Here is a 17770-nt window from a genome sequence, read left to right on the forward strand (position 1 = left end):
GGTACGGTAATTTTTTCCATGTAAATGAGATAAGTGAACATCCGGTTGCGATGGGAGTATGGATCGCTTAGTAGTAGTAAGGGTATCCGTATCCGTAAGGGTAGTAATAGGGGTACGGGCGTGCGAAGTAGGGGAATAACGCCAATGTAGTTAGTCCCGCTATTGGAAGGACTTCACGACGGAAACGGCGTGCCCGGCGGCGTCCATATCCGTATTGGCGTTCCTCCATAGCATTGCCATCCTCATCGACCATAACGTCTTCACTTATTAAGATCGTCATCTTATCATGATTCACGTCAGTGATGATTCCATCAAAACTGCGTCCATCCTTAGTTTGGACCATAACATGGTAGTACTTCATTTTATTGCACTGCTCATAGGAAGGCTGCATATGACCTTGATGCATGTTTCGTTCTTCTGTCATTTTAACCAACTCCTCAAAATCCATGATATTCACCCAGCCCAAAAGTGTGACCATCCATTTCAAATGAGTTGTTAAAGGGTATGCCAGTCGTGTCTGCCAAAGCGATTTCCGCATTTGAATACTTTCCTGTGGGGAGCGCCGGAGAAGCTCACCGCGCTCCCGGGGAAAGCGAGCTAATGCTCACAGCCCCTATCCACTTAAAAATGTATCGAAACTGAGTCTTCCGCAATTGGAAGCTAATGTGAATCAACAAAAAGAAACATGCCCGTTCAAGAAAGCGTTATCATTATTTGTTAAATTCTAGTACACTAGAGATAATTCATAAGGTGAGGTGAAGGAATTGAAAAAGAGAGCGCCGATGGATTTAGGAAATGATGTGTTTTTGATTGATGGCTATGATATGGGGTTTGAAGGACGGACAGGTACATATGTGTTGTTAGGGGATGACATTACGCTAGTAGAAACAGGACCGAGTCCTTCGGTTCCTAGAGTCCTGGCTGGTTTGGAAGAGTTGAAGATTCCAAAAGAAAAAGTAGCGTACGTCATTTTGACACATATCCATTTGGATCATGCGGGTGGAGCGGGACTGCTTTTACAGGAATGCCCGAACGCACAGGTCATCGTCCATGAAAAAGGCAAGCGGCATCTCGCCGATCCTTCGCGTTTGATTCAAGGAGCGAAGGCGGTTTATGGAGAAACGTTTGATGAATTGTTTGACCCCATTCTCCCTATACCGGAAGATCGCCTGGAGGCAAAAACAGAGGGAGACACGCTTACGCTTTCAGAAAAACGTACACTCACGTTTTATGATACTCCCGGTCATGCCAAGCATCATCTTGGCATTTATGATTCGCTCAGCAACGGAATTTTCACAGGGGACACGGCAGGTATTCGGTATCATCAGACAGAAGATCATGGATTGACGTTTTACTTACCAACGACTTCACCCAACCAGTTCGATCCGGATGCGATGCTTGAATGCATCGATCGTTTTCGAGATATGAATCCTTCTTGTCTCTATTTCGGTCATTTTGGGAAGACAGAAGCTCCTGATCAAACGTTTGACCAAGTCAGTGCCTGGATTCCTGTTTTTGTGAGTGTAGCGAAGGATGCTTTAGAACAAGGTCAAGGGCTTGAGGGCGTTCAACAGCGTCTTCATGAACGAGTGGCGTCTTATTTAGAGGAAAAAGGAATTCCACAGACCCACAAGGTCTATGACATTCTGAAACTGGATATAGAAGTTTGTTCCATGGGTCTCGCTGACTATTTGAAAAGGAAAAGCAGAACGTAATTGTTCTGCTTTTTCTCATGGTTACACATATAATTGAAACATAACGCTGTATTCAAACGTATGGAATATGGAGAAAGAAGGGGGATACATAATGATTGGAATACTTATGACAACGGTCTTATCTTTTCTGTTATTTTTGACGTTGTCGATCATCGTTTATGTGAAAAATCGAATGAGAAGAAAGAAAATCATGAAAACCACAGTGGGGGTCCTGGTATTCGGTGTCATCGTCATGTTCTTCGTCGTTTACGCATTCATGCCGACGATTACAGTGCCGAATATGTTGATTCTCAATGTGATTGTCGCTGTTCTTTTTGTACCGTTAGTGTACGGAGGAGCCAAAGTGCCGGTGCAATATCAAACGATGCACCGCTCACTGTCAGGAATCGTTATTTTAGGCGTAGCGGTCGCCGTCATTGGTGTTTTCATTTACAGCATTTTAGCTTTACAGGATAGCTATGACAGCATTTCGAAATCAGAGGAAGAGGAAGCCCGTCCTTTGAATGAGGAAAATACACCGATCTCTGTTGCACCTGAGTCAGCAAGGAATAAAGTGCAAAAAGCGATGAGTGTTGTTCCGAATACACAATTCTATGATTTAGGAAAACTGCAAGCCCAGCAAATTGATGGGGAGATCACTTATGTAGCGCCCGTCGAGTTTTCAAGCTTCTGGCGTTATTTGCGAGGAAAAGAGACGGAAGGGTACTTTACGATTGCAGCTACGAACATCAATGCACAGCCGGAGTTTGTTCAAAGCAAAATGAGGTACACGAACTCAAGCTTCTTCAATCATAATGTGCAGCGGGTCGTTTATGGTAAGCATCCGGATTATATTCAAAGTGGAGACGCACAGATTGAAGTCGATGATGAAGGGAAACCGTGGTACGTTCAAACGATTTATAAGCCACTACTGTTTTCCAACCGCCCTGACATGAACGATATTAAAGTGGCGATTGTCGATCCGGTCTCTGGTGACATCGAAACCTTCGACTCTGCCAATGCTCCCGATTTCGTTGAAGGATCGGTAAGCTCTGAACTAGCCGCCATTGAAAACGAGTACTTCGGTAAATATGTCAATGGTTGGCTGAATTCGATCTTTGGGAAGAAAGATGTGAAGATCCCGAATGAGTCAGGCACTGAGAGCAGTGTCACACCGATTTTCAATGAAGCAGGGGAAATGTTCTACTTCACAGATATGGCTTCGCCGAAAGAAAATATCGATTCTGCCCTTGGTTATACGTTAATCCATGCCCGGACAGGCGACCTTACCTATTACAATGGCCAGCAGAATCAGGGAATTATGGATAGTAAAGGAGCTGTGCAGATCGTCAACAAACAGTATCCTGAGAAGAACTGGACAGGAACGATGCCGGTGCTCTATAACGTGGATGGCCACCCGACATGGATCGTAAACGTCCTTGATCCAAACGGATTGTTCAAGCAATATGCATACATTAAGGCAGCAGATTCAGACTTTGCCGTTTTCGGAGATACAGCCAAGCAGACGTTGAACGCCTACCGACTGCAAATTGCCCAGGATCCGAGCAGCGTAGAGGGAAGCCAGGGTGTCGACTTGACCGAAAAGGCAGGAACGATCAACCGGGTTCTTGTGACTTCCACCGACTCCAGGCAGTCTGTTCAATTTTTATTAGAAGGGGAAACGACCATTTATACGGTCAACACCAGCAAAGCCCCTCTCGCTATTTTCCTGAAAGAGGGAGACCAAGTGAATATTCAGGCACGTATCCGCGAGAATGGCACAGCCACAGTAGAAGAGATGCAGATTCAGGGCATCAATTAATGAGAAGCAGCAGGACACCCGCTCCTGCTGCTTTTTTGTTATGATAAAATATATATAGAATTTACTAGTTGGAGGGATTTTTAATGGCAGAAAAAACATTTGCAACAGCAATCAATTGTATGGATGGACGTGTGCAGCTTCCCGTTATCCACTGGATGCAGGAACGTTACGGCACGGAATATATCGACATGATTACAGAAGCAGGCCCGACCAAGTTCTTGCTGGAAGGATCTGAAGATCAGCTGGCCGCTGTCAAAACGAAAATTGGCATTTCCGTAGACAAGCACGGATCCGGCGTTGTCGCTGTTGTCGGCCACTACAATTGCGCCGGTAACCCTGTAGACCGTGATGTCAAAGCCGGCCAAATCAAGGAATCTGTAGAGCTTGTGAAATCCTGGGGATTCAATGTGGATGCCATCGGTTTATACGTCAACGACCAGTGGGAAGTAGAAGTGATCACAGAATAAGAGGATTTTTCTTCCTTACGGCGAATAGTTCTTATGTAGAACATTCGCGAAGGAGTGGCGGTATGGAGCAAGCGAGTTGGTTTGATTTCGTTGAAAAAGAGCGGGATCCGGTTTATGAAGAACTGCAGAATTTAACGGAGGAGAACCCTATCATACGCATCGCCTCCTATACCATCACGTTGAATCCTTTTGCTTTAATCGAAATTGAAAGTGATGGGGTTCATGATTGCGTCAGCGATCTTGAAGCCTGTTATAAATATTTGTGTAACTTAAATAAATAAGCTCAAATCCAAACCCCGGAGTTCACACTCCGGGGTTTACCTATACCACTCTTCTTCCACTAAAGCTTTCTTTTCTTCAAGATTCCGTTTCGAGATGTTTGTGCGGTAGGTTGGGGCTGCGGGGGATGACTCGCTTTCCGCCGGATCTCGGTGAGCCTCCTCGGACTGCGTCCTGTGGGGTCTCACCAAGCAATTTTTTCCCGCAGGAGTCTCGCCATTCCCCTCCGCCCCTTAACCAAGGAAGGTTCTCGAAACCACTTCCTGAATAATCAGCTATTCTGTGTGATAAGAGCATAAAGATAATACTCCCAAGTCGAGGCACTTGAACCCTGAAAGCTTGATACAGAGCGTTTACTGCCTACAACAATCAGGATAGTGGGAGACCTTTCAATTTGGAATAAGGGTTCGTTATCCCCTTCTTCGAATGGGATGGTTGGGAAGCTGCGAGACTCCCGTGGGAGAAGGAGAAAGGCGAGATCCCGCAGGACGCAGTCCGAGGAAGCTCGGCGCTCCCCCACAGGAAAGCGAGTTGCTTCCCAGCCATCCCTGACTCTTAACCGGGCAACGAACCCTAGAAAGTCTAGAAACTGAGTCTTACACAATCCTGCCATCCACTTGAATAGGGATTTGAGTGGAGGTTTCTTTTTCTATACAATGGTCATGGAAATGAAAATACGAATGAAAAGGTGTTTACCTATGAAAAAATATATCGTTGTCGGCGGTGGAGTGCTGGGCGCATCCACTGCTTATCACTTAGCAAAAGAAGGCGTCGACGTAAAAATCATCGACCGTAAAGATGAGGGACAGGCGACAGAAGCAGCAGCTGGAATTGTTTGTCCATGGCTGGCTCAACGGCGCAACAAGCGATGGTACCGTCTTGTCAAAGGCGGTGCCCGGTACTATCCAGAATTGATTCGCGAGCTGGAAGCGGAAGGAGAAACGCGGACGGGTTATCGCCGCGTAGGGGCAATCAGTCTCCAAAGAGATGAAGATAAATTAGAAAAAACTATGGAGCGCGCGTTGAAGCGAAGAGAAGACGGGGCTCCAGAAATCGGTGAAATCACAAGAATCTCCTCGGAAGAAGCAAAGAAAATGTTCCCACCGCTCGCGGATGGGTACGATGCGATTCACGTCAGTGGTGCGGCCCGCGTTAATGGGCGTGAGTTAAGAGATGCGCTTCTTCGAGTAGCTGAGAAACTTGGGGTTCAAAGGATACAAGGAGATGCTAAACTGATTCATGAAGGTCGGAAGGTTACCGCTGTCGAGGTGGACGGCGTCCGCTATGAAGCGGATGAAGTGCTGGTGACAGCTGGTGCATGGGCGAAACCGATTCTGAAGCCGTTGGGCATTGATTTTCTGGTCCACCCTCAAAAAGCACAGATTGTCCATTTGGACCTTCCTGATACAGAAACGGAAGATTGGCCTGTCATTATGCCACCGAATAATCAGTACATGCTTTCCTTCGGAGGCGGTCGTGTTGTCATTGGTGCCACACATGAAACGGATGCAGGTTTTGACGGGCGATCGACTGTAGGGGGTCTCCATTATGTGTTTGATAAGGCACTAGGAGTCGCGCCAGGTCTTTACGACAGCACGTTTGCTGAAACGCGTGTCGGCTTCCGGCCGTTTACACCAGGGTCTCTCCCTGTTTTCGGTGGTATTCCTGAGTGGTCGAATTTATATGTCGCCAATGGCCTCGGAGCTTCTGGACTTACATCCGGTCCATACGTGGGTGCGGAGCTTGCCCGGCTGGTACTTGGAAAAGAGACCGAGCTTGATCCTGCAGATTATGATGTATCCGAAGCGCTGGGATCTGAATGATGACTCTACTGAAAAACCTTGCAGCCTGATAAAGCTGCAAGGTTTTTTTATGGTTTGTCAGGGTAGTCACAGTACTCGATAATCGTTCCTTCTGTATCCGCCGGGTTTAAGTAGATGAGGCGTCGGCCGTGTTTATTTGTCCGTAACGACCATTCCAGGGTGCGGATGCCTTCCTGCTCTAAGTCTTTCAGCGCCTGGTCCAAATCGCCGACATCGTAGGCGATGTGGTGAACCCCTTTCCCTTTCTGCTTAATGAAACGAGCGATGGGGGAGGTCGTATTATTCGTCGGCATCAATAATTCTGTACGGTCCCCTTTAATATCAATAATCGCAATTTCACTCTCTACTCCTTCAGCTTCACTACGGTAACGATCAATTAATGTGCCTCCAAGGACGTTGGTGTAAAAAGTGATGCTGTCTTCGATGTTGCGGACAGCGACTCCAATGTGATCCAGTTTCTTTTCCACGTTCATTCTCCTCTATAGCAAATTCCAAACCATTTTAACATAACGATAGCCCATACACTTATGGGTGGGTCTCCGTGAAGTGCCTATTTTTATAGAATCTATCAAAACGTACAAGCTGATTTTTCTCTATCACATAAAGTAGAGCAGGAGGTGATTTTATATGCCTGCCTGGATCAGCAATAGTTTTAAGATCCTGTCATCCGCTGCTCTGCACGTGGTTGTCAGTCTACTTTTATTCGGAACATCGATTTATACTATTGTTACTGGATTGACGTGGATCAAAGGGTTGATCGTCATCGGCTTGTTGATCCTCTGGCTCGTTTCATATGTGTGTGTAGCCCAAAAGCTGTACGCGTATCTGTTCGGCCGTTGGAAAGACGACGATGAATAAGAAAAAGGGGTCCTGCAACACAGGACCCCTTTACCTATTAATTCAATTGTTTCACGACTTCTTTGGCAACGACTTCTGTGGATTGAGGATTTTGACCGGTGATCAGGTTGCCGTCCACTTCAAAATGCTCGGACCAGTTTGGACCGCTCACAAAGGTTGCTCCCAGCTCATTCAGCTTACTTTCAAGCAGGAATGGCATGTGTTGATCGAGCGTTGTTTCTACTTCTTCGGCGTCAGTGAATGCATTGACGCGTTTTCCTTTGACTAGTGGTTCACCGTTAGACAAGGTAGCTCCGACAAGACCTGCGGGACCATGGCAGACGGCTGCGACGATTTTATCCGCTTCATAGAAGTTACGAAGCAGCTTTTGAAGTTTTTCATTATCCGGAAAGTCGAACATGGTTCCGTGACCACCCGGTAAGAAGATTGCATCGTAGTCATCGGCTTCGACGTCTGCAATCGGTGTGGTATTTTCTAAATGTGGTTTTGTATCTAAGATCTCCTGTGGTTCATCTTCGCTGACACTACCTGGATCGACAGGTGCACGGCCGCCTTCCGGACTTGCTACTGTCACTTCATAGCCGTGTTTTTGGAACTCATTATAGGCTTCGCCGAATTCGGATAACCAAAGCCCTGTCGGCTGTTCATCCGTAATCTTTTCGTGGTTCGTAACGACCATTAGTACTTTTTTAGACATGATTGTCCTCCTTTTTGGTAGTGGGTGTCATTGTAATATGTGAAAATTGACAGTGCCAAACATTCTGCTTTGTCGCACATAAAATAATTTTCCCGTTTTTAAATCAATCAAACATGGGCGAGCACACATTGACAAAATGGCATGCGGCGCATACGATAATTGTATATATGAATATATGTGCATATAAGGAAGGTGTCGAATTCATGAGTGAAGATAAAAATAAAACAGAAGATCAGAAAAAAAAGCATGCCAGTGAACTGGATGAAGAAACGTTATTCGTCGTTTCCCAGACGTTCAAAGCGCTTTCTGATCCGACACGAATCAGAATCCTGCATTTACTATGTGAACAAGAAATGTCCGTGAATCAAATCGCTGATACATTAGAACTTCGCCAATCGACCGTTTCCCACCAGCTGCGGTTTCTAAAGAATTTACGTTTAGTGAAGTATCGAAGAGCAGGTACGACATTATTTTATTCCCACGATGATGAACACGTCATCGATCTATTGCAACAGACCATCAACCACGCTCTTCACCATTAAAGGGGAGAAAGAGAATGAAGGAATACAAACTGCAAGGATTATCCTGCGCGAACTGCGCAGCAGAGATGGAAGACGAAATCCGTAAGCTCCATCATGGGGAAGGTTCTGAACTTCAGTTTTCATCGAGTAAATTGAGAGTTCATGACGGAATTGATATGGAGAAAGTACGCCGGATTCTGAAATCCGACGGAGCTTCTCTTGTCGATGACGAGGGTGGACACGATCACAGTCATGGTCCGAACATGAAGCAGCTCGTCATTATTTCCTCACTCATCTTTGGTGCGACGTTTTTATTGGAAGGAAGGGTTGCTCCTTTCGTTATGATCGGCCTGTATTTGGCAGCGATTGCGATCAGTGGTTACCAGACATTCTGGAAAGGTTTGAAAAACTTAGTCCGTTTGAAGTTTAATATTGATACGCTGATGACGATTGCTCTCGTCGGAGCTGTGGCGATCGGGGAATGGAAAGAAGCTACCCTTGTCGCGATTCTGTTCGGACTGAATGAATATTTGGAAGGTCTCGGCATGGAAAAGGCACGCAGTTCGATGGAGCAATTGCTGAAAGTTGCTCCTAAACAAGCGACACGCCTCCTGGCAGATGGTACGGAAGAAGTCGTCGGAATTGAAGACTTACAAGAGGGAGACCTTGTCCTTGTTAAAGCGGGCGAGAAAATCCCATCAGACGGTGTGGTCATGGCAGGTTACAGTTCCGTGAACGAAGCAGCAATCACAGGAGAATCTCTGCCGGTAGACAAAAAGCCTGGCGAAAAGCTTTTTGGAGGAAGCATCAATAATGAAGGATTGATGAAAGTTGAAATATCAAAGGCCTACAATGACTCTTCTCTCGCTAAAATCCTACAGTTGGTTGAGGAAGCGCAGGAAAGAAAGACACCGACAGAGCTCTTCATCAATCGATTTGCTAAATACTACACCCCATTAATCATGGTGATTGCCGGTCTTGTCATGGTCATTCCACCATTGCTTTTCTCTGCCACCTGGGGAGGTTCATTTTACCAGGGATTGGCGGTTCTCATTGTCGGCTGCCCATGTGCCTTGATTCTGTCCTCACCCATTGCCATATTGTCCGGAATCACGAAAAATGCCCGAAACGGCATTCTCATTAAAGGGGGAGCTTTTCTTGAACAGCTTGGAAAAATTGAAAGTATTGCTTTTGATAAGACGGGTACGCTGACAAAAGGAGAGCCAAAAGTTCATGCTGTGAATGTTTATGAGGAGAAGCGCTTCTTTTCAGTGGCTCAAGCCGTGGAGAGAAATTCCTCTCACCCAATTGCGAGAGCGATCTTAGAAGATTCACGCGTTCAACAGGCAAATTCTTTGGAGCCTTCCTCAGTGGATACGATTCCCGGGAAAGGCGTTCGAGCGGTCATTGAGGAAAAGACGTACTACGTGGGAAGCGAGCAGACGCTTACGCATCTCAACCCTTCAGAGGATGTAAAAGCAGACATCGACAAGCTGAAAGAAGATGGATTCACCCTTGTCATCGTTTCGGATGAAAAAGAAGTACTGGGTATGTTCGGAGTGGCAGATGAAGTGCGTGAAGAAAGTCGTACCCTGATGAAGCGTCTCCATTCTCTGGGGATTAAGCACACGATCATGTTAACGGGTGACCACGAAAAAACGGCTGGAAAAGTGGCTGCAGAAATCGGCGTCACTGATGTCCATGCGCAGCTTCTCCCCGATCAGAAAGTAGAAAAAGTCGACGAATTAAAAAGAAATTCCAAGCTTGCCATGATTGGAGATGGGATCAATGACGCGCCTGCTCTCGCGATGGCTGATTTAGGGATCGCGATGGGGAAAGGAACGGATAGTGCGATTGAAACCGCCGATATCGTGCTCATGCAGGATCACCTTGGTAAACTGCCGAATGCCTTCCGTATCGCGAAACGGGTGAATGCTGTAGTCAAATGGAACATCGGAATTGCCCTTGGGTTGAAAGTGATTGCCCTTCTTCTAACCATTCCAGGGTGGCTCACTTTATGGTTCGCCATTCTGGCTGATATGGGCGCAACGATTCTTGTCACTCTCATCAGCCTTACCATCCTCCTCATGAAAGATAAATGACGATATAGATCCATCAATTTTCCCACACCAGGTTATCCAAATACTGGATGACCTGGTGTGGTTTTATTTGGAAGAAAACTAGTTAGGGTGAACCATTTTGATTTCGAGTGTGTTTTTTGGGTTTGTGAGCAGGGGGATAAAGGGAAAAGGACCTTATGGACGTACGGTAAATTGTGGCTGTGTTTCCGTCAAAACCACCCGTCTCCCATACATACTTTTGCTTCGAAAAGACGACGATAAACCATATATAAAGAGTGAGGATAATGACTATGAAGATACACTTTGAACATATAAAAAAACTTCATATCAGACAGATATACGGCCCCCTTCAACAAGAGGTGAGAACTCTTGCTTTTCATTCAAAAAAAGTCGAACCAGCAGCCGCTTTTTTTTGTTTGAAAGGGGAGAACTTTGATGGTCATGAATATATCGAAGAAGCTATAGGCCTGGGAGCTGCCACAATCATTGGCAGTGATGAAGAGGTATTGGAGGAGCTTTCAACGATCTATGACCGCACAACGTTCTTACTTGTAGACAATGTCCGTTCCGTCATGGCTGTTTTTTCAAAGGATTTCTACGGCTTTGCCGATGATGAACTGAAAACCGTTGGGGTTACCGGAACGAATGGCAAGACGACGGTTACGGCCTATATCCGGTCTCTATTGACCTTATTGGGCCTTCCGACCGGCTCGATCGGCACGACAGGCATTTGGTCATCAAAACGGAAATTACAATATAAGAAAAGCACCCCAACCACACCTGAGTCCCTGGATCTGCACCGGATTTTTCGTGACTTGAGAAACGTGGGTGATGAAGGGGCGGTCATGGAGGTTTCATCGATTGCTCTCGATCAGTGCAGGGTAGAAGGCATTCAGTATGATGTGGCCGTTCATACGAATTTTTCTGAAGAGCATTTGGAATACCACCGGACTATTGAACATTACAGGGAATGTAAAATGCGTTTGTTCAAACAGGCGAACCACCGTGTCGTTAATATTGATGATGACGGAATGGCATCGGAACTGTTGGCGATGGGGAAGGATGGTCTTCTGACATACAGTATTGAGGGTCACCCAGAGGCTGATTTGTCAGCAGAAAACATTGAGGTTATGGAAAAAGGATCCCTTTTCGACCTTACCTATAAGGGAGACACGAAGAAAGTCTTCATTCCCGTCTATGGCACCTACAATGTCGCAAACGTACTGGCCGCGATTGCTACAGCCTTCCATCTCCACTATTCTTGGGAGGAAGTGTTGGACGTGCTTCCTACTTTGACAGGACCGGAAGGAAGATTCCAGGTTATTGAAACACCTCTCAAGCAGAAAGTGATTTTAGATTATGCTCATACCCCTGTAGCTTTGAACAGGTTGTTGGAAGAGGTTAAGAAACTTGACCACAAACGCTTGATCGTCATGATCGCAGGCATTGGAATTCGTGATTTCAACAAAATGCCGAAGATGGCGAAAGCGATTGAAGGAAAAGCGGATGAAGTGATCGTCACGGTCGATCACCCCGGCTATCATGACCCGAAAACCATCGTCGATCAGGTGATGACAGGGTTTAGCAATCCAACGGCTTTGAATATTCACCCCACCCTTACAAGAGAAGAAGGTGTTCGTAAATCCATGCAGTTAGGAGAGGAAGGGGATATTATCCTGTTGACAAGTGGCTGCATCAACAATTCGCAGATTGTTAAGGGTGAAGAAATTCCTCACTCGGATGAAAAGATCATCGAAAGCTTTTTTCCATCTGTCGCTCAATAAAACATCCAGTCTCAGGTCCTGAGACTGGATGTTTTTCTCGTTAATCAAACGTTTGTTCAACTAATTGTTTGTACTCATAGAAGTAATTCGGAAGATCATCCAGATTCCGTTCATTTATCATCGCGGCAACGATGGATTCGTTGTACCACTTTTGGTCTTCAGCACCTGCGTTGAAGTTTTTCCAAACCTCATTTCCGTAGGTGGCGAGGTCTTTTTGGAGAGAGCGTAAGTTATCCAGCTTATCGGCTACAATCAACGCTTTCAATTCAAACGGAGCTTTCCACACGGTTTCAATCGTGTGCTGTTTTCTTTCCATCCATGGCTTGCTTTTATCTTCCGTATGAGCAGCGACGAAACCTCTCACGTCTCTTCCAAATTCACGTTCAATATCCTGGAGGGTGTAGGTGTTATCTTCGACCACATCATGGAGGTAGCCGGCACAAATCACTTCTTCACGGAATCCTGCTTGTTCTAAGAGGTCCGCAACCCGAATGGGATGGATGATATAGTCTTCCGTGGAGTTTTTACGCTTCTGCCCCTCGTGGGCTTTAGCTGCAAATGCCTTCGCTTTCTCAATCATCGACGACACGCCCTTTTTTGTTCATCATAACAAATAAAGGGGCAGAATGATTGCAAAAAGTGATAAAGCTTGATTAAATAAGAATGGATATTATATAATTAATAGGTTTAATCAACAGGTTGAAGGGGATGCTTTGCAAATGGAAATGATTGAAGTACAAGGACAACCGCCTCACAACTCAGAGCCCGTCGTTCTAATCATCGGGAAAATGGATGGTGTGCATTTAGGGCATCAGTCTCTTCTTCAGGAGGCAGAAAGGCTGGCCACAGAGGAAGATAAAATCGCTGTGTATGGTTTTTCTGATCACCCAAAATGGGTGCTGCGAGGTGATGAATCATACAAATATTCATTATCAACGATTGAAGATCGCCAAACCCGCTTGGAGCAGTTCGGTGTCGATCGTTATTATCACGTCCATTTCACAAAAGAATATGCAAAGACATCTCCTGAAGAATTCGTGCTTCAGCATTTGAACCGGTTGAACGTCCGTCATGTGATCGTCGGGGAGGACTTCCGTTTCGGTAAAGGGAGAGGGTCCGACGCTGAAGGGCTGGCCGAGCTGTGCCAGCAAATCGGTGCTGATGTTTCGATTGTCCCGGGTGTCCAGCTCCACGACCGAAAAGTAAGCAGTACAGATATCCGTACTCATGTGACTCAAGGACGGATGGAAGCCGCTCAAGCGATGCTCGGACGACCTTTTGAAATCACAGGGGTCGTGGAAAAAGGCGAGCAGCTTGGACGACAACTAGGCTTTCCGACATTAAACATCGGAGATATTGAAGAATATGTAAAAGTTAAACCAGGGGTCTATCTCGGGCTTGTGAAAAAAGTCCAGGAAGCACCGGAATACTATTACACGTTAATCAGCGCCGGCTATCGTCCAACGGTCAACGGTGATTCCTATAAAGTGGAAGCTTATCTTCTGGATTTCTCCGGTGACCTGTACGACCAGAAAGTGACCGTCCAATTCCTGCGCCATATGCGCGATGAAGAGAATTTCGACGGTATGGATGCATTGATTGAACAAATGCATGAGGATGAAAAGAATGCTCGTGCAATTTTAGGAATATAAACGATACTGACATCTTAGAAAGGGGGAAGCACCATGGGAATTGTCGTTGTTGAAGTTTGTGATGGAAACTTAATCAATGAAATGGATATCGAGAGTATCATTGAATCCGAATACCCGGAAGTGGCGGTACTCATCAGTGAATGCCTGTCCTTCTGTGGCATGTGTGCTCTCCGTCCGTACGCCCTAGTCAATAACCAACGGGTGTTTGGAAAAACACCTGAAGAAGCTTTACAGAAAATCCGTACAAAAATCGAAGAAGAATTAGCGATTTACGCTGAATAAGGCAGGAGAAGACCATGGGTTTTTTTGATTCACTGATTAACAGCTTACGTTTGCCGAAAAAAGAAGCGATGTTCCATTTAAACCGGAAAGGCATCACTCATACGATTGGTTATTTGTTCGTATTGCTGCTGCTCCTCTTTTTACCGGATATGGTTGCATCGATCTTGTATTTAGAGACGAACCTGACAGAGGTATCGCGGGGGATGTACATTGCACAGTTTCTCGTTTTCTATCCTTTGCTGATCGTTTTCCTTATCCTTGTCGGCGTATCCATTCTTGCCGGGGGAAGTCTGCTTATGCGAAAAGCTCTTTCCAGGAAGCTTGCCTACCAGCAGCTTTGGAAGTTGACCGCCTATGCTTGTACACTGCCATTAATTCTAAGCGTATTATTAAAATATATGACCGTATCCAACGCCCTCAGCGCTCTTATTTTTATGGCGATCTTCGTATACTACATGTATCGGATGATTACGGTTTATCCAAAAGTACCCGCAAAACCTTGAGTTCTTGCGGGTACTTTTTCTATTTATCTTTTTTATATGTTAGAATATTCATTATTTAATAAAAAAGGTGGGGGTATGATGACGAGAGCGTTAGTATTGCAATCAGATTTTGGAATCAGTGATGGAGCTGTAAGTGCCATGCATGGGGTGGCACATTCTGTTGATCATCAATTGTCGATCTTCGATTTGACGCACGACATCCCCCCTTTCAATATTTGGGAAGGGTCTTACAGGCTGTGGCAGACGATGGCTTACTGGGCAGAAGGGACAGTCTTCGTATCTGTGGTCGATCCGGGCGTAGGATCCACTCGTAAGAGTATCGGTGTAAAAACAGGATCCGGGCATTTTGTCATCACTCCGGATAATGGAACATTGACTCATATCGCCCGTACGGAGGGAATCGTTGAAGTAAGAGAAATTGATGAAAAAGTGAACCGCTTGCCACGCTCTGGAGAATCCTACACTTTCCATGGTCGAGATGTTTATGCCTACACGGGAGCGCGTTTGGCGGCCGGTGTTATCACTTTTGAAGAAGTAGGCCCTGCCCTCGACCCCGGATCTATTGAGCGTATCTCTGTGAAAGACCCTTATGTGGACGAATCCACGGTCTCCGGCATCATCGATATCCTTGATATACGGTTCGGCAACCTTTGGACGAACATTCCGCGTGAGTTTTTTAAGCAGATGGGGATCCGTTATGGAGATACCCTGAACGTGTTCATTTTGCATAATGGTGATGAGGTGTATCATAATTCCATGACCTTCGGACGCTCATTCGCAGATACCCACAAAGGCGAGCCACTCGTCTATGTGAACAGCCTTGATAACTTAGCGGTGGCCATCAATCAAGGCTCATTTGCCAGAGCTTACAATATCCGCACAGGTTCGAATTGGACCATCCAGTTTGAAAAATAACTTCCCGCTTCTGTGGGGAGTTTTCTTTTGTCTATGAGCAGAATAAAAGCTTGCGGGGAGTCGCTGTGCTACACTTACCCATGTGAAACCTTTATAAGAAAAGGAGAATGATCAATGAAGACAGTTACGCTGCATAGCACCATCGAAATGCCACAACTAGGCTTTGGTGTGTGGCAAGTCGAAGAAAAAGATGCGGTTCCAGCCGTTACAAAAGCGATTGAAACAGGCTATCGTGCAATTGATACCGCTGCGATTTACGGAAACGAGAAACAGGTTGGTGAAGCGATCCGCCAGAGCGGTGTAGCTCGAGACGAATTGTTCATTACGACAAAGGTCTGGAACACAGATCAAGGATATGAAAATACATTGAAGGCTTTTGAAACAAGCCTTGATAAACTTGGATTAGACTACGTGGACCTTTACTTGATCCACTGGCCGACCCCAGAATATGATGATTACGTAGAAACATACAAAGCGCTTGAACAGCTGCAAAAAGACGGCAAAGTCAAAGCGATCGGCGTATGTAACTTTGATATCGATCACTTGCAGCGTCTGCTTGACGAGTGTGAAGTGAAGCCGGCAGTCAACCAGGTCGAGTGCCACCCATTCCTGGCACAAAACGAGCTGAAAGACTTCTGCCGCGACAATGGCATTCTGCTTGAAGCATGGAGCCCGCTGATGCAGGGTGGAGAAGTATTGGAAAATGATACGATCCAGTCAATCGCTGAAAAGCAGGGCAAAACACCGGCACAAGTTATCATCCGCTGGCACCTGCAAAACGATACGGTTGTCATTCCGAAGTCTGTCACGCCATCCCGTATCGAAGAGAACTTCGACGTGTTTGATTTTGACCTGACAGCAGACGACATGGCTGCCATCAACAAGCTGGACCGCGGCGAGCGCAAAGGCCCCAAACCATCTGAAATGAACGTAAGATAAATACAGGAAGACTGCCGCATAAGCGGCAGTCTTTTTTTGTGGACAAAAGGAAGAGGATCAACTTTAATATAGGAGAAAGGAGCGAATACATGATCATAAAACCCCGCGTCATCCCACCCGATATTAATCATTTAAGTATGCTGCTGAAACGTCTCAAACCTAATCACCCTGTAACCCCTCAAGTAGAAGAAATGCTCTCTACCAAACAGGCCGGCTGGAACGGCGAACAATCCCTCGATTTTCACCTGGACTACTTGAAAGACTCTCCTATCATCCTTCACAATCTCCGCCTTCATGATGGCCACCACTTTTTCCAAATGGACACCCTTCTCCTGTTCCCTTCGTTCATCCTGATCATTGAAGCAAAGAATATGAAAGGTCAAATATCCATCCACCGCGAGAAAAAGGAAATGCGTCGCGACCTGGAAAGTTTTCAGGATCCTGTGGAGCAGGCGGAGCGGCAAAAAGATTTACTCGAAGAATGGTTGCTTCACCATACGGAGCTTAAGGTACCGGTAGATTTCTTAGTTGTTTTTACGAATCGAAGGTGCGTTCTTGAATTTGACTCTTCAGACCCTCGTATTCATGAAAAAGTCATACGCGCCACATCGCTGGTGGGTGCGATTGAAAGGAAGAAGGAGTTTTATAAGGAAGAAGTTCTGACTGGGGCTGATATGATGCGCATAGGTCGTGCGCTTGCTGAAGCCCATCGAGAGCATGTCCCTGATTATATGAAGCGGTTCAATTTGAGTTACTCTGATTTGCAGAAAGGTGTGAGGTGTCCGGAGTGTGGCAAGTATTCTATGAGGAGAGCAAAAAGGAAATGGATATGTGCCGTGTGCGCTTATAGCTCTTACAGTTCACATGAACAAGCTTTGCGAGAATATGCTGCATTAGTATCCAAAGTAATTAGTAATAAAGAAGCTCAAGAATTCCTTAAAATAAGTTCCAGGCATGTGGCTTACCGAATTCTTTCTGCATATGCAAGAAGTACGGTTGGTGGAGGAAAATATATCAAGTATCTGCTCTAGGCAATAGCATGACTCGCGCAAGAAGCCAGGAACGCGCGCAAGAAGCCAGGAACGCGCGCAAGAAGTCAGGAACGCGCGCAAGAAGTCAGGAACGCGCGCAAGAAGCCAGGAACGCGCGCAAGAAGCCAGGAACGCGCGCAAGAAGCCAGGAACGCGCGCAAGAAGCCAGTGAACGCGCGCAAGAAGCCAGGAACGCGCGCAAGAAGCCAGGAACGCGCGCAAGAAGCCAGTGAACGCGCGCAAGAAGCCAGTGAACGTGCGCAAGAAGCCGGTGAACGCGCGCAAGAAGCTAGGAACGCGCGCAAGAAGTCAGGAACGCGCGCAAGAAGCAAGGAACGCGCACGAGAAGCCAGTGAACCCACGCAAGAAGCAAGGAACACGCGCAAGGTGCGAAGGCCCCGCCAGCAAAACTCCATAAACCG

General features: G+C 46.2%; 19 protein-coding genes. 15 read left to right on the forward strand and 4 right to left on the reverse strand.

Annotation, left to right across the window (positions count from 1 at the left end; translation table 11 throughout):
- Positions 1 to 67: 67 nt before the first annotated feature.
- Complete coding sequence (locus GLW00_RS17055; RefSeq protein ID WP_160916081.1) at positions 68 to 424, reverse strand: hypothetical protein; 357 nt, start codon at positions 422 to 424, stop codon at positions 68 to 70.
- A gap of 358 nt (positions 425 to 782) precedes the next feature.
- Here GLW00_RS17055 and GLW00_RS17060 point away from each other — a divergent pair, with 358 nt between their 5' ends.
- The 5 genes from GLW00_RS17060 (at position 783) to GLW00_RS17080 (ending at position 6085) form a co-directional block, all read left to right on the forward strand.
- Positions 783 to 1715 (forward strand): MBL fold metallo-hydrolase, encoded by a 933-nt coding sequence (locus tag GLW00_RS17060; protein ID WP_160916083.1) that lies wholly within the window; start codon positions 783 to 785, stop codon positions 1713 to 1715.
- Positions 1716 to 1806: 91 nt separating this feature from the next.
- On the forward strand, positions 1807 to 3516 hold the full coding sequence (locus GLW00_RS17065; RefSeq protein WP_160916085.1) for a DNA-binding protein: 1710 nt from the start codon (positions 1807 to 1809) through the stop codon (positions 3514 to 3516).
- An 83-nt stretch (positions 3517 to 3599) separates the two neighbouring features.
- Positions 3600 to 3983: a carbonic anhydrase gene (locus GLW00_RS17070; RefSeq protein WP_160916087.1), complete on the forward strand. Its 384-nt coding sequence runs from the start codon at positions 3600 to 3602 to the stop codon at positions 3981 to 3983.
- A 62-nt stretch (positions 3984 to 4045) separates the two neighbouring features.
- Positions 4046 to 4264, forward strand: a complete 219-nt coding sequence (locus GLW00_RS17075; protein ID WP_160916089.1) for a hypothetical protein — start codon at positions 4046 to 4048, stop codon at positions 4262 to 4264.
- A gap of 696 nt (positions 4265 to 4960) precedes the next feature.
- The gene (locus GLW00_RS17080; RefSeq protein WP_160916091.1) at positions 4961 to 6085 is read left to right on the forward strand and encodes an NAD(P)/FAD-dependent oxidoreductase; all 1125 of its coding nucleotides are present in this window, start codon (positions 4961 to 4963) and stop codon (positions 6083 to 6085) included.
- A 47-nt stretch (positions 6086 to 6132) separates the two neighbouring features.
- On the opposite strand, the gene GLW00_RS17085 is transcribed toward GLW00_RS17080, so the two are convergent.
- Positions 6133 to 6552, reverse strand: coding sequence for a VOC family protein (locus GLW00_RS17085; RefSeq protein WP_160916093.1), 420 nt, complete (start codon positions 6550 to 6552; stop codon positions 6133 to 6135).
- 160 nt (positions 6553 to 6712) lie between these two features.
- Here GLW00_RS17085 and GLW00_RS17090 point away from each other — a divergent pair, with 160 nt between their 5' ends.
- Complete coding sequence (locus GLW00_RS17090; protein ID WP_160916094.1) at positions 6713 to 6943, forward strand: hypothetical protein; 231 nt, start codon at positions 6713 to 6715, stop codon at positions 6941 to 6943.
- Positions 6944 to 6980: 37 nt separating this feature from the next.
- On the opposite strand, the gene GLW00_RS17095 is transcribed toward GLW00_RS17090, so the two are convergent.
- Positions 6981 to 7640, reverse strand: a complete 660-nt coding sequence (locus GLW00_RS17095; RefSeq protein ID WP_160916096.1) for a type 1 glutamine amidotransferase domain-containing protein — start codon at positions 7638 to 7640, stop codon at positions 6981 to 6983.
- Positions 7641 to 7843: 203 nt separating this feature from the next.
- Here GLW00_RS17095 and GLW00_RS17100 point away from each other — a divergent pair, with 203 nt between their 5' ends.
- The 3 genes from GLW00_RS17100 (at position 7844) to GLW00_RS17110 (ending at position 12026) form a co-directional block, all read left to right on the forward strand.
- Complete coding sequence (locus GLW00_RS17100) at positions 7844 to 8182, forward strand: ArsR/SmtB family transcription factor (protein WP_160916098.1); 339 nt, start codon at positions 7844 to 7846, stop codon at positions 8180 to 8182.
- Positions 8183 to 8196: 14 nt separating this feature from the next.
- Entirely contained in the window at positions 8197 to 10263 is a 2067-nt protein-coding gene (locus GLW00_RS17105) for a heavy metal translocating P-type ATPase (RefSeq protein WP_160916100.1), read from the forward strand.
- A gap of 269 nt (positions 10264 to 10532) precedes the next feature.
- Entirely contained in the window at positions 10533 to 12026 is a 1494-nt protein-coding gene (locus GLW00_RS17110) for a UDP-N-acetylmuramoyl-L-alanyl-D-glutamate--2,6-diaminopimelate ligase (protein ID WP_160916197.1), read from the forward strand.
- A 40-nt stretch (positions 12027 to 12066) separates the two neighbouring features.
- On the opposite strand, the gene GLW00_RS17115 is transcribed toward GLW00_RS17110, so the two are convergent.
- Complete coding sequence (locus tag GLW00_RS17115) at positions 12067 to 12606, reverse strand: HD domain-containing protein (RefSeq protein ID WP_160916102.1); 540 nt, start codon at positions 12604 to 12606, stop codon at positions 12067 to 12069.
- A gap of 139 nt (positions 12607 to 12745) precedes the next feature.
- Here GLW00_RS17115 and GLW00_RS17120 point away from each other — a divergent pair, with 139 nt between their 5' ends.
- From GLW00_RS17120 to GLW00_RS17145, 6 genes are all read left to right on the forward strand, one after another.
- Positions 12746 to 13678, forward strand: a complete 933-nt coding sequence (locus tag GLW00_RS17120) for a bifunctional riboflavin kinase/FAD synthetase (protein ID WP_160916103.1) — start codon at positions 12746 to 12748, stop codon at positions 13676 to 13678.
- Positions 13679 to 13711: 33 nt separating this feature from the next.
- The gene (locus GLW00_RS17125; protein ID WP_146818124.1) at positions 13712 to 13960 is read left to right on the forward strand and encodes a YuzB family protein; all 249 of its coding nucleotides are present in this window, start codon (positions 13712 to 13714) and stop codon (positions 13958 to 13960) included.
- A gap of 14 nt (positions 13961 to 13974) precedes the next feature.
- Positions 13975 to 14463, forward strand: a complete 489-nt coding sequence (locus GLW00_RS17130) for a DUF1189 family protein (protein WP_160916105.1) — start codon at positions 13975 to 13977, stop codon at positions 14461 to 14463.
- Positions 14464 to 14538: 75 nt separating this feature from the next.
- Entirely contained in the window at positions 14539 to 15378 is an 840-nt protein-coding gene (locus GLW00_RS17135; RefSeq protein WP_160916107.1) for an SAM hydrolase/SAM-dependent halogenase family protein, read from the forward strand.
- A 114-nt stretch (positions 15379 to 15492) separates the two neighbouring features.
- Positions 15493 to 16317 (forward strand): aldo/keto reductase, encoded by an 825-nt coding sequence (locus GLW00_RS17140; RefSeq protein WP_160916109.1) that lies wholly within the window; start codon positions 15493 to 15495, stop codon positions 16315 to 16317.
- 89 nt (positions 16318 to 16406) lie between these two features.
- Positions 16407 to 17348, forward strand: coding sequence for a nuclease-related domain-containing protein (locus GLW00_RS17145; RefSeq protein ID WP_160916111.1), 942 nt, complete (start codon positions 16407 to 16409; stop codon positions 17346 to 17348).
- Positions 17349 to 17770: the final 422 nt, after the last annotated feature.

The organism is Halobacillus litoralis, assembly GCF_009856445.1.
GTDB classification, from domain to species: domain Bacteria; phylum Bacillota; class Bacilli; order Bacillales; family Halobacillaceae; genus Halobacillus; species Halobacillus litoralis.